The following is a 13,363-nucleotide window of genomic DNA, read 5'->3' on the forward strand; positions in this document are numbered from 1 at the left end:
AACCGGCTTGCCGGCCAAGGCTGACTCTCGGGCCTCTTCGCTGGCAAGCCAGCTCCTACAGCCACATCGCCTTCATACCCGTAGGAGCCGGCTTGCCGGCGAAGGCGATCTCACGGGTCTCTTCCCTCGCAAGCCGGATTCCCGCTCAGCGCTGACAGGTAAGAAAACCTGTGCAGCATCGTAAGTAAAAACGTCCCTATGCTAATGTCGCGTCCTGCTTCCTACGACGAGCTCCGCTTCCATGCCAAGGACTGCCACTTTCGAAAAGCCACGCTGGCTGCGCGATCTGCTGCGTTTTCTCCCACTGAAAAGCCAGTTCGTACTGTCCGGTAACGTCCGTGACCTGCAGGCCAGTGAGGTCGCCCCCGGGGTCATCACCCCCCAGCCTTTCAACCTCAACCTGCGCGATGAACTGCTGGCAGCCGGCTATGCCCAGGTGCTGAGCTGGGATCCCCTAGGCGGCCTCAGGGTTTTGCTGGCCCCCGGCAGCGAGCCGGCCCAGGCCGATAACCTGCTGCGCGAGCTGGGCCTGACCCCGGTGGACGGGGCCGCGCCGGCCGGCCTCGACCTGTTGTCGGCGACCTTGCCGCGCCTGGTGGAGCGCCAGGGCGCGCCCCTGGCCCTGATTGTCGATTTCGCTTCACGCTTGGTGATCCGCAACGACGCCCTGAGCGCCGCAGAACACCAGCTGTTCACCCAGGCCCTGGTGCTGTCCCACCAGGCCCGCAGCCGCCCGGCCGGGGAGCTGCGCACGCCGTTCTTCAACAGCATTCTCTGGGTGGTGGAAAAGGAAGGCGACCTGCCCGACTGGATGCTGATCGACAACCCACGCCTGCGGCCGATTCCCGTGTCCAAACCCGACCAGCAGGCCCGCCAGGCCCTGGCTCCGGCACTGTTGCGCGGCCTGCCCGGCGCCCAGGAGGCCAGCGAAGAAAGCCGCGACAGCGCGGTGCGGGCCTTCGTCGAAAACACCGAGGGCCTGCTGCTGCTCGACCTCAACGCGATCGTCCAGCTGGCCCGGGTCGAAGGCCTGGCCATGGAACGCATCGGCGATGCCGTACGCCGCTATAAAGTCGGGGTCACCGAAGACCCCTGGCTGAAGATCGACCGCCAGCGCATCCGCCAGGCCGACGGCTTCATTCGCCAGCGGGTCAAGGGCCAGGGCCACGCCGTGACCCACATGCTGGATATCGTCAAGCGCGCCATGACCGGGGTCGGCGCCAGCCGCAAGGGCAATCGGCCCCGGGGCGTGGCCTTTCTTGCCGGGCCCACCGGGGTCGGCAAGACCGAACTGGCCAAGACCATCACCAGCCTGCTGTTTGGCGATGAAAGCGCGTACATCCGCTTCGATATGTCGGAATTCAGCGCCGAACACGCGGACCAGCGCCTGGTAGGCGCGCCACCCGGCTATGTCGGCTACGACGTGGGCGGCGAACTGACCAACGCGATCCGCGAAAAACCCTTCAGCGTGGTGCTGTTCGACGAGATCGAAAAGGCTCACCCGCGGATCCTCGACAAGTTCCTGCAGATCCTTGATGACGGTGTGCTTACCTCAGGCCGGGGCGACCGGGTGTACTTCTCCGAGGCGCTGATCGTCTTCACCTCCAACCTGGGCATCTACCGCCAGGGCGACAACGGCGAGCGAGTCGCCAACGTCCAGCCCGGCGAAGCCTTCGAAGCGGTGCAAGGCAAGGTCCAGGGCGAGATCGAGCGCTATTTCAAACTGGTGCTCAACCGCCCGGAAATCCTCAACCGGATCGGCGAGAACATCATCGTCTTCGACTTCATCCGCCCGGACATCGCCGAGCAGATCTTCCAGCAGATGGTCGGCAATATCCTCGCCGACCTGGCGGCCCAGGCCCTGCATGTGCAGCTCGATGACGACTCGCTGCACAACCTGCGCCAGCTGTGCCTGCAGGACCTGTCCAACGGTGGCCGGGGCATTCGCAACCAGTTGGAGGCGCACCTGCTCAACCCCCTGGCCCGGGCCCTGTTCGACCAGGATGCCCAGCCAGGCCAATCCTTCGAAATCCGCCAACTGCAGGCCGGCGGCCTGCAACTGCTTGCCCGCGCCTCGTGAACATCAGCCTGTCGCGGGTGCACTTCCCGGTCACCACCCTGGGGCCGGGGCAGCGCCTGGGCCTGTGGTTCCAGGGGTGCAGCATCCGCTGTGCAGGCTGCATTTCCGCGGACACCTGGGGGCCGGGCAAGCACCCCTTGCCGTTGGCCCAGGTGCTGGACGACCTGCAACCCTGGTTGGCCCGGGCCGAAGGCATCACCCTGTCCGGCGGTGAGCCCTTCGACCAGCCCGAGGCGCTGCTGGCCCTGCTTCGAGGCCTGCGCGAGCGCACCGGGGTCGACATCCTGGTCTACAGCGGCCACTCCCTGGAAACCCTGCAACCGCTATTGCAACAAGCCGAAGGCCTGCTGGATGCATTGATCTGCGACCCCTTCGAGCAACAACAGGCGCAAACGCTGGTCCTACGGGGCAGCGACAACCAGCGCCTGATCTTCTTGACCGAGCTGGGCCGCCGGCGTCTGTCCACCTACCAGCGCCCGCTGCACCACGAAGACCGCGCGCTGGATGTGATGTTCGACGACGACGGCAGTGTCTGGATGGCTGGAATTCCCCGGCGTGACGACGTGCTGCGTCTGCGCGACCTGCTGCACGACCAGGGCCACCAACTCCAGATCAGCGCCCACACCTCACGCCGCCGTTAACCGGAACCGCTACCGATGATACGTTTTTGCCCCAATTGCCAGACTGAACGCCCACTGGCCGAAATTTTCTGTGAAGGCCAGGTAGACAACCGGGCCTGCGGCTGGGAACTTTCCGCCGAAGCGATTCATCCCGAAGGCTGGCGCCCACAACCGGTCATCACCCTCGAAGCGCTTGAGCCGCAGCCACCGGTCGCGGCGGACAGCGGCTCCCCCTTGCTCTGCGGCAACGGTCATGCCATGGCGGACGGCGACTTGATGTGCCTGGTCTGCGGCGCCGACCCGCTCGCCCCGGAGCAACAGCCACCCGCAGCGCCCCCAGCCGCCGACAGTGAAACCGTGATCGAAGGCTGGCGCCTGCTGCGCCAGATCAGCAGCGGCGGCGTGCGCGAGCGCTTTATCGCCGAGCACCGGGAAACCGCGCACCAGGCGGTGCTGACCCTGTACCAGGCCGGCGCCGAACCCGACCCGTCGGTGTACGAAGCCCTCAAGCGCCTGCCCCGGGAACACGTGCCGGAAATCATCCTCACCGGCCGCTGGGACGAGCGCGCCTTCGAAGTGGCCGAGGAACTCACCGGCGGCACCCTGGCCGACCTGGGGATCGTGGTCAGCGACAGGGCCGCGGTGCAGCACATCGTCCGTGAACTGGGCCAGGCCCTGCATGCCTTCAGCGAAGCCGGCCTGCGCCACCGCGACCTGCGCCCGGCCACCTTGCTGGTGCGCAGCCGCGAGCCCCTGGACCTGGTGATCAGCGGCTTCGGTTCGGCGCGGCTGTCGGAGTTCGACCTGGACATCGTCTCGCCCCTGGAAACCAGCCGCTACATGGCCCCCGAAGCCATTGCCGGGGGCGTGGCCGCGGCCTCCGACTGGTGGAGCCTGGGGATGATCCTGCTGGAACAGCTGACCCAGGGAGAATGCTTCGCCGGCATCAATGCCAACGCCTACCTGATTCACATTCTGGCCAACGGCGTGCTGCTGCCGGATGACCTCGACCCGCGCCTGGAACTGCTGCTGCGCGGCCTGCTGGCCCGGGACCGCCACCAGCGCTGGCAATGGCCTCAGGTGCAGGCCTGGCTCCAGGGCGAAAGCCCCAGCGTCCCGGCCTCGGTCGCCAGTGAAGAGGACGCCGAGGAAGGCGCCAGCGTCGCCCTGGGCAGCCGGCGCTTTCGCCGGCCAGGGCCGTTCGCCCTGGCTGCCGCCGAAGTCGAACACTGGCCCCAGGCCCTGGATCATCTGCTGCGCGGGGTGATCGTCACCTGGGCCGAACAGGCCGGTTTGCCCGCACGGCAGCTGGCGGGCCTGCGCCAGGTGGCCCAGCACGAAGGGCTGGACGATGACACCCGGCTGATGCTCGCCTTGAAACTGCTGAACCCGGAAATGCCCCTGATCCAGCGCGGCGAGATCGTCACCCCTGGCTGGTTGCTGGAGCATCCCCTGGACGGTTACCGCTTGATCAGCGGCCCGGCCCCGGACCTGCTGGAACGCCTGGAGACCGAGCACTGGCTGTCGCGGCTCAAGCTGCGGGCCGAACAGGTACGCCAGCGCGCCCAGCACCAGGCCATCGAACTGGACGAGGAGCAACTGCGCATCTACCTGCTCTCCAGCTCCCGCGCCCGTCTGGCCGCACAGTGGGAAGAACGCCAGCGCCTGCTGCCGGACAGCGAGCACAACGGCATCCTGTCCCTGGCGGACCGCCGCTCCATCAGCGAAGAAGACCTGATCGTGCTGCTCAGCGCCGCCATCGGGCAGTTCCGCTCGGTGGACGCGATCCTCGAAGAAGCCGCCACCCTGGCCCGCGAAGCCGTGGTCCTGAGCTTCGATGCGGCCAGTGCGCGTGCCCTGCTGGGGCTGCCGCGCCCGGCCTTGTACCGTGAAGTCGACGAGCGCATCAGCGGCTTTGCCCGTTGTGGCGTGCCGAGCGTCGATGAATGGGCCGAGCAGTTCCGCCTGGAACGCCGCATGCCCCTGGCCAGGGCCCTGGTGCTGCTGGCCATCGGCGCAGAGCAGTGGCTGGAGCCGCAAAAGCAGCACTACGTGTCGCAGATCCTCGACTTCTTCGAGAAGAAGGTCGCCAGCGTGGTGCTGCGCGGCCCGCTGGTGCGCATGAGCATCGGCAAGACCACCGCCCGGGTCGACCTCAACGAATTGCACAGTGAGCGCAGCCCGGCCCCGGCGCTGCTGGATCACCTGGTGGCGCGCAACGCCCAGCCCATCAGCCTCGACCCGGCGTGCTTCGCCGAAAACCCGCAGCTGGATGCACGGCTCAACAGCCTGTACCGCCAGAGTTCGCTGTACAAGCGCGACACCGGGATCGATGGCCTGTACCTGGGCTTCCCTTTCCTCCTGACCCGGGACGCGCGTGGCACCACTCGCACTCGCATCGCGCCGTTGCTGCTGTGGCCGGTCAAGCTGCTGCTGGAAGTCGGCAGCCGCGGCAAGGTGGCCCTGGTCTTCGACAGCGAACGTGAAGAGGTGCGCCTCAACCCGGGGCTCGACACCCTGCTGGGCATCGACGCCGCCAAGCTCTGGCGCAAGGCCGCCGACGAACTGCTGGGGCGCTCGGCGCTCAAGGCCGCCGACGTCATGGACGGCTTCGGCATGCTGGCCACGGCCAGCTCCCGAGTGCTCGGCAGCCTGCCGCCGCCGACCACCGAAGTGCAGCCCTACCAGGATCAACTGGCCTGTGCCGCCGTGCTGTTCCATGTGGCCTTCATGGGCCAGGCCATTGGCGAGGACCTGCGCCAGCTCAAGGCCCTACCTCCCGGCGGCACCGGCCTGGAAACCGCCCTGCGCCTGAACCCGACGGAACCAGACAGCAGCGACAGCCAGGCCACCCCGCTCCCGCCTGAACTGCAGCGTTTCTTTACCGTGGCCAGCGACCCTTCCCAGGAAGCCGCGGTGCTCCAGGCCCGCCACGCTCCCGGGTTGCTGGTGGAAGGCCCGCCCGGCACCGGCAAGAGCCAGACCATCGTCAACATGGTGGCCGATGCCATCGGTCGCCAGCGCAGCTTGCTGATCGTCTGCCAGAAACACGCCGCCCTGGAAGTGGTACACAAGCGCCTCGTGGCCGAGGGCCTTGGCAACCGGGTGGTGATGCTCAACGACATCAACCGCGACCGTGAACCGGTGATCCGCAGTGTCCGCGAACAGCTTGAGGCCTTGTTCAAGGACGATGCCGTCCAGCAACCCTGGCTGCACCAGCGTGAACGCCTGGCGGCACGCATCGAAGCCCTGGAGGGCGAACTGGATCGCTTCCACCAGAGCCTGCACCGCATCGATGAACACTGTGGCTTGAGCTACCGCCAGTTGATCGGCGAGCTGATCGGCCTGGAACAGGGGCCAGCGGCCCTGGATGTCCCGGTATTGCGCCAGCACCTGGCGGCCCTGGACATCGCCAGCCTGACCCGCCTGGAAGAGGCCTGCGCGCCGCTGATCCGCCTGTGGCTGCCGGCCCGCTATGAACACAGCGCCCTGGCCCAGCTCCAGCCATTCCCCACCGACGCCGCCACGGTGCAAGCGTTCAACCAGGGCTTCGAGCGCCTGCTGAGCTGCGAGGAGCAGCGCCTGGAAACCCTGCAGGCACACCCGGCCGACTTCGAAGTCGACGACCCGGCGCCCTACCGCGCCTGGCTCGACCAGCACCTGCACAGCCTGCTGGGCCTGGACGATGAGCGTCGCCAACGGCTGGCACGCTGGCTCCCGCTGTTTCGTGGTAGCAACGGCCAGGCCGCAGAAGGCGACGGGCTGATCCAGGCCCTGCAGGCACTGGCTCAACAACTGGAACAGTGCGACGCCACCGCTTACCAGGCCGACCTGGCGCCGGGCCTCAGCGCCCTGCCCGCGGCCCAACTGTGCACCCTGCAGCAACGCGCCCGCGCCGTTATCCAGGGTCGCTCCTGGCTGGCGCGGCTCAACCCGCTGCGCCTGATCCGCCAGCGCCAGTTGCTGGCCTTCCTCGCCGAACAGGGCGCCCCGGCCCAGCCGCAGCGCCTGCCGGAACTGCTGGCGGCGGCCCTGCTGGAAAGCCAGTGGCGGCCCTTGCGCGCGCAGTTGCAGCAACTGCATCAGCAACTGAGCCTTGTAGAGATCGCCAGCGACTGTGGCCCGGGCCTGCTGCCGCAGGTACGCCAGGACCTCGGGCAACTGCAAGAAATGCGCACCCTGGCCATGGCCCTGGCGCAAGCCCCCCGGGTGGAGCAGTTGGATGCGGTGGTACTGACCGGCGAGCGGCGCTCTCTGGACAGCCTGCTGGCCGGCTACGACGCCGCTTTTATCCGCCACAGCGTGCGCCAGGACAGCCTGAATGCCCTGCAGCGCCTGGATCAGTGGCTGCAACCCGAGCTGCTGGGCCAACTGCGCCAGCGCGTGGAGCACAACCAGGGCAATCAGTCGGCCCTCAACCGCCTGCGCGACGCCTTGCCGACCCTGAGCGCCTACCAGGCTTTCCGGGCCCGGGCCGGCCAGCTGTCGCCGGCGGACCTGGAGTTGCTGGTAGTCCTGCGCGATTACCAGGACACGCTCGACGCCATTCCCGCCGAGCAACTGGAAGCCGTGGTGCGGCGCATGCTCAACCGCGAAGCACGGCTGGGCTGGAAGCGCCAGATCGAACAACGCCAACCCGAGCTGATGCTCGAGCACAGCGAAACCGCGGCGAAGATCGCCAGCCTGGGCGAAGCCGACACCCAGATGCGCAACCTCAACCGTCAGTTGCTCAGTGAAGGCATCGAGCTGTCGCGCCTGGGCACCCGCAAACAGTGGGAGGACGTCACCCGCCTCACCGGGCGTCGTTCGCGACGCTTGCGCGAGTTCATGGAGATGGGCGCCGGCCTGGGGCTGATGAGCCTGCGCCCGGTGTGGCTGATGAACCCGGACGTGGCCAGCCGGGTGCTGCCGCTCAAGCCCGGGCTGTTCGATACGGTGATCTACGACGAAGCCTCGCAGATGCCGGTGGAGTTCGCCCTGCCGACCCTGTACCGGGGCCGGGTCACGGTGGTCAGCGGCGACGAGAAGCAGATGCCGCCCACCGCCTTCTTCTCCAGCCGGGTGGAAAGCGACGAAGCCGAACTGTTCGATGGCGACCAGCCGGACGCCGATGCCGACGAGGAACAACGGGAGGCCTTCGAAGACACCTGGAACCGCCGCGAAATCAAGGACTGCCCGGACCTGCTGCAACTGGCTCGCAGCTCGCTACCCGCCACCACCCTGCAGATCCACTACCGCTCGGCCTACCGCGAGCTGATCGGTTTCTCCAACGCCTCGTTCTACGGCAACCGCCTGAGCATCCCGGTACGCCATCCCCAGGCCAATATCCTCGCCATCAAGCCGCTGGAGCTGATCCGCGTGGACGGCGTCTACCAGCAGCAGGTCAACCCCGACGAGGCCGAACGGGTGGTGGACTACCTGGCCGAGCTCTGGCAGGCGCCCTATGCCGAACGCCCCTCGGTGGGCGTGGTGACCTTCAACCGCAAGCAGGCCGACCTGATCGAAGAGCGCCTGGAGCTGCGCGCCGAGCAGGACCCGGCGTTTCGTGCGGCCTACAGCCAGGAGCGCGAACGCAGCGAGGACGGCGAGGACATGTCGGTGTTCGTCAAGAACGTCGAGAACGTCCAGGGCGATGAGCGCGACATCATCGTGTTCTCCTCGACCTTCGGGCGTAACAGCCAGGGCAGCTTCCGCCGCAACTTCGGGGTCCTGGGGCAGACCGGCGGCGAGCGCCGGCTCAATGTGGCGGTGACCCGGGCCCGGCGCAAAGTGGTGATGATCACCTCGATGCCGATTGCCGATATCTCCGACATGCTCACCACCCAGCGCCCGCCCGCCAGCCCGCGGGACTACCTGCAAGGCTACCTGGAGTACGCCCGCGCCCTGTCGGCCGGGGAGTTTGCCAGCGGCCACAGCCTGCTGGGGCGCCTGGTCACCGAGCGCCAGGATGCAAAGGTCCAGCACAACGCCCACAGCGACGGTTTCACCCAGGCGGTGGCGGCGTTCATCCGCACTCTGGGCTGGAGCCCGGTCAGCGCCAACGAAGGGGATGCCTTCGGCCTGGACTTTGCCATCGAGCACCCCGATACCGGGCTCTACGCTCTGGGCATCGAATGCGATACCCCGCGCCACGGCCTCCTGGCCCGCGCTCGCTCCCGGGAAATCTGGCGCCCTTCGGTGCTGCGCCGGGCCATTCCCCACCTGCACCGGGTCTCGTCGCAGGCCTGGTACCACGACCCGCAAAGCGAGCGCGCTCGCCTGCAGGCCGCCATCGAGCAGGCCCTGCAGCCGCTGGCCGGCGCCGATTCGGTCACGCAGCCCCAAGCCCTGGCAGACACGGAGCAAACCCCATGAGCGGCCCGAAAGTGGTGCGTATCGTCACCCGTGAAGAAATCCTGGAGATCTGCGCCGGTCACCTGCGGCGCCTGGAACAGGCGATTGCCCGCTGGGAAGAACAGGCCCAGCGCCTGGGGCAACTGACCGAACAGGAGCGGGCCGCCACCCACGGACGTTTCGAACAATTGCGCCAATTGATCGAGGCCGATCGCCTGCAGGACCTGCAAAAGCAGGTACCGATCGAGATCGAGTTCCTCAAGGACGATCTGCAACAACGGGAAAACCGCGCGGTGCAGCAAGCCACGCAACAGCGCCAACTGGCCCGCCGCCAGCGGGAAAACGCCGCCACCCTGCTGGGCGCCCTGCAAGGCAAGCCGCTCGCAGCCCAATTGCTGGAGCCGTTGCGGGCGATTGCCGATGGGCAGCCGGTGCCGGCTGTGGAGTCGATCCTGGCCCAGGGTTTCGCCAGCCTGGGGGCGGCAGTCGAAGAACAGGGCCTGAGCGAGGCCCAGCAGCAACTGGCCCGGCGCCTGCAAGGCGAAGCCCCCACCCAGACCCTGGCGCAGTGGCGCGCCGCCCATGAGCAAGCGGAACCCAGACTGGAACGCATCGAGCAGCACATTGCCCAGTTGCTGACCCTTGATGATCAGGCCAGCGCCGAACCCTACCTGGCCAAGTTGCGCCAGATAGATGCAGAAACCCGCGTGCAGCAGCGCAACCTGCTGCTGGACAGCCTGGTGCTGGAGCTGGCCCAGGCCACCCGCGACAGCCAGGAGCGCCGCGCGCGCCTGGCGCGCCTTGAGGAACTGGCCAGCGAAGTGGCGACCTTGTGCCCCGCAACCGCCGAGAACGAGCTGGCCCAGGCCGGCCAATGCAGCCTGGCCCATATGGCGCCAGTGGACGGGCTGATTGCCCGTTTCAGTGCGCTGATCGAAGCCGAGCTGCAACAACGCGCCGCCCTGGCCCGCCGCCAGGCGGTACTCGAAGGGCTGGCCAGCCTGGGCTACGAAGTTCGCGAGGGCATGGCCACCGCTTGGGCCCAGGACGGCAGGGTGGTGCTGCGCAAGGGCGCCACTCCGGGGTATGGCGTGGAGGTGGGCGGCAATGCCGACAACGGCCGGTTGCAGGTACGCGCGGTAGCCCTCAGCGCCCAGCGCGATACCCAGCGCGACAAAGACATCGAGACCATCTGGTGCGGCGAGTTCCAGCGGCTGCAAGCCCTGCTGGCGGCCCGGGGCGACGACCTGAGCATCGAGAAAGCCCTGGCCGTAGGGGCGGTGCCGCTCAGGGAGGTGCTGCTGGACGACACCCGGCAGCAATACCGGGAGCAGGCGCAACAGCGCACCTGACCCGCCTCCCCGTAGGAGCCGGCTTGCCGGCGAAGGCGATCTCGCGGGCCCGTTCGCTGGCAAGCCAGCTCCTACAAGGGGGCAGATGCTCAGAAGCCGGGGGCGATCTGGCCTTTGTAGCGGGTCAGGATGAACTGGCGCACGGCATCGGAGTTCAGCGCCTTGGCCAGTTTCTGGATCCGCGGGTCGTTGATGTTGTCCGGGCGCGCCACCAGAAATTCGATGTACAGGTCCTTGCCCTTCTCCACGATCAAGGCGCTGTTGGTATCGATCCCGGCTTCTAGGGCGTAGTTGGCGAAGACAAACGCCAAGTCCACCTGGCTTACCGAGCGGGCCAGCAAGGCGCCTTCCAGTTCACGGATCTTCAGGTGCTTGGGGTTCTCGACAATGTCGCGCTGGGTGGCCAGGGTGTTGCTCGGGTCCTTGAGCTTGATCAGCCCCGCTTCATCCAGCAGCACCAGGGCCCGGCCGGTGTTCACCGGGTCGTTGGGAATCGACACACTGGCCCCGTCCTTGAGCTCGGCGATGCTCTTGATCCTGGTGGAGTAGGCGCCGAACGGTTCGATGTGCACCCCCACCACGGGCACCAGGTCGGTGTGCCGGGTCTTGTTGAAGTCATCGAGGAACGGCCGGTACTGGTAGTAGTTGGCGTCGAGGTTCTTCAGCGCCAGCTGCTGGTTGGGCTGGATGAAGTCGGTGAACACCTTGATCTGCAGGTCCACGCCTTCCTTGGCCAGTTGCGGTTTGACGAATTCGAGGATCTCGGCGTGGGGCACCGGGGTCGCGCCCACCAGCAGCTTTTCGTTGGCGTTGACGCTCAGGGACAGTACGGCGGCCAATACGGCCAGGGTCTTCTTCATGGGTTGCTCCTAAGGCAGAGGCAGGCAGCCGTCGTGGGGCGCACGTGGGGCCGTGTTTCGGGTTGGGTTCGAAGAAATCGCTTCAACGGCGGCTGTAATGCGCCACCAGGCGGTCGCCGGTCATCTGCAGGGCCTGCACCAGCACCAGCAGCAGGACCACGGTGACCACCATCACATCGGTCTGGAAACGCTGGTAGCCGTAGCGGATCGCCAGGTCGCCCAGGCCGCCGCCACCGATCACCCCGGCCATGGCGGTGTAGTCCACCAGCACGATGGCGGTCACCGTGACCGCCGCCAGCAGGCCGCCCCGGGCTTCGGGCAGCAAGGTGTGGCGAATGATCTGCCAGGTGCTGCCGCCCATGGCCTGGGTCGCTTCCACCACCCCGCGGTCCACTTCCCGCAGGGCGGTTTCCACCAGCCGGGCAAAGAACGGCGTGCAGCCCACCACCAGCGGCGGGATGGTGCCCGGCACGCCAAGCGAGGTGCCCACCAGCAAGGTGGTCAGGGGAATCAGCACGATCAGCAAGATGATGAAGGGCAAGGAGCGCAGCATGTTGACCAGCACCGACAGCACCCGATACAGGCCCACCGCTTCATGCAACTGGCGCTTGCCGGTGAGAAACAGCAGCACGCCCAGGGGCAGCCCCAGCAGCACGGTAAAACCCAGGGCCGCGCCGAGCATGCTCAGGGTATCGACGCAGGCCTGGGCGATATCGGCCCAGTAAATGTTCTTGAACAGTTCGGCCATGGTTCAGGACCAGTCATGGCGCGGTGGCTTGATGTCGTTGAGCAGCCAGTTGCCCACCACGTGGTATTTCCAGCGCACCGGGTCGTGCAAGGTATGCACCCGGGCGTTACGCCAGTGGCGGTCGAAGTTGTGGCGCTTGAGGGTGGAACGGGTGCCCCCCAGTTCGAACAGTTTGTTGCTGGCCTCGATGGCGATTTCGGTGGTCAGCACCTTGGCCTTGGCCACCGCCAGGGAGGCCCGGGCCACATTGTCTTCATCGGGTGCCGGGCGGGCCGCGTCCAGGGCCAGGCCGGCCCGTTCCAGCAGGGCCTCGGCGGCTTCCAGGCGAATGTCCAGGGCCCCCACCTGGATGATGGTCAGCGGGTCTTCACTGGCCTTCTCCACCCCGGCATCGATCCACGGCCGGGCATGCTCACGCACGAAGGCGATGGTGTCGCGCAGCGCCGCCCGGGCAATCCCGGCGTCGATGGCGGCCGTGGTCAGCTGGGCGAAGGGCCCGGCCAGGGTCGGGCTTTCGTAGGAACGGTAGGTGGGAAACAGGTTGAAGGCCGGCACCTTGAGGTCCTGGGCCAGTACGGTGCCACTGGAGGTGGTGCGCTGGCCGATGCTGTCCCAGTCGTCGATCACCGCCAGCCCCTCGCTGCCCCGGGGCACGAAGGCCAACTGGCCCCTGCCCTGCTCGTCCAGCGCCAGCACTGCCAGCCAATGGGCATACAGCGAACCGGTGCAGTAGCCCTTGCGGCCATTGATCACATAACCGTCACCCGAGCGGCGGACAGTGGCCTGGATGTCCTGGACGTTCTTGCCGCCGGTTTCCGACAACGCATTGGCAAAGCGATGGCCTTGCAGGGCCAGGGCGAAAAAGTGTGCCTGTTGCTCCGGCGTGCCCTGCAGGCGGATGTCTTCCAGCAGGCAGTAGTGGTTCTGCGGGATCTGCCCCAGGGACGGGTCGGCAGCGGAAATGATCGCGATGACCTCGGCCAGCACCGCATAGGACACCTGGGCGCCGCCGAATTCGCGAGGCACGCTGATGCCCCACAAGCCACTGTTGGAGTACAGGTCGACCACCTGCGCCGGTACTTCCCGGGTACGGTCGCGCTCGGCGTCCTGCTCCAGCAGGATCGCGGCCACTTGCCGGGCCACGGCCAGGGCTTCGGCGCCATCGCGGATCACATGGGCAGCGGGAGTGTGCAGGGGATAAACGGCAGATTCAGGCAATGCAGGCATACGGCGCTCTCGGGCGAATGAAGGTGACTGCCGCTCATTGCAGCTTCTGTGCCTAAAGCCTGCCCCCATGAATTCAAGGACTTGAGTGGGTATTTCGCCCCTGCATCAGGCCCTCTGCCGGGCAGATTGCTGGAACGCTGTTG

Annotated in this window: 7 protein-coding genes; 4 read left to right on the top strand and 3 right to left on the bottom strand. The window is 67.1% G+C overall.

Annotated features, from left to right (window positions below; translation table 11 throughout):
• Positions 1-241 precede the first annotated feature (241 nt).
• The 4 genes from A9971_RS07565 to A9971_RS07580 are packed head-to-tail and all read left to right on the top strand — an operon-like array spanning position 242 to position 10,385.
• Positions 242-2,080, top strand: coding sequence for an AAA family ATPase (locus A9971_RS07565; protein WP_072442925.1), 1,839 nt, complete (start codon positions 242-244; stop codon positions 2,078-2,080).
• Positions 2,077-2,721 (top strand): 4Fe-4S cluster-binding domain-containing protein, encoded by a 645-nt coding sequence (locus tag A9971_RS07570; RefSeq protein ID WP_019092947.1) that lies wholly within the window; start codon positions 2,077-2,079, stop codon positions 2,719-2,721. Before A9971_RS07565 ends, A9971_RS07570 begins: the two co-directional genes overlap by 4 nt.
• A 15-nt stretch (positions 2,722-2,736) precedes the next feature.
• Positions 2,737-9,054, top strand: a complete 6,318-nt coding sequence (locus A9971_RS07575; protein ID WP_183001560.1) for an AAA domain-containing protein — start codon at positions 2,737-2,739, stop codon at positions 9,052-9,054.
• Positions 9,051-10,385, top strand: a complete 1,335-nt coding sequence (locus A9971_RS07580; protein WP_183001561.1) for a hypothetical protein — start codon at positions 9,051-9,053, stop codon at positions 10,383-10,385. Before A9971_RS07575 ends, A9971_RS07580 begins: the two co-directional genes overlap by 4 nt.
• Before the next feature lie 89 nt (positions 10,386-10,474).
• Here the strand turns inward: A9971_RS07580 and A9971_RS07585 are convergent, their stop codons facing one another.
• The 3 genes from A9971_RS07585 to A9971_RS07595 form a co-directional block, all read right to left on the bottom strand.
• The gene (locus A9971_RS07585; RefSeq protein ID WP_011062440.1) at positions 10,475-11,245 is read right to left on the bottom strand and encodes a MetQ/NlpA family ABC transporter substrate-binding protein; all 771 of its coding nucleotides are present in this window, start codon (positions 11,243-11,245) and stop codon (positions 10,475-10,477) included.
• A gap of 82 nt (positions 11,246-11,327) precedes the next feature.
• A complete protein-coding gene (locus A9971_RS07590; RefSeq protein WP_011062441.1) occupies positions 11,328-11,993 on the bottom strand; it encodes a methionine ABC transporter permease in 666 nt (221 codons plus the stop codon).
• A 3-nt stretch (positions 11,994-11,996) separates the two neighbouring features.
• Positions 11,997-13,220, bottom strand: a complete 1,224-nt coding sequence (locus tag A9971_RS07595; protein ID WP_047337435.1) for an SfnB family sulfur acquisition oxidoreductase — start codon at positions 13,218-13,220, stop codon at positions 11,997-11,999.
• Positions 13,221-13,363 lie beyond the last annotated feature (143 nt).

Origin of the sequence: Pseudomonas sp. UME65, from assembly GCF_014170225.1 — a bacterium.
Lineage (GTDB): Bacteria > Pseudomonadota > Gammaproteobacteria > Pseudomonadales > Pseudomonadaceae > Aquipseudomonas > Aquipseudomonas protegens.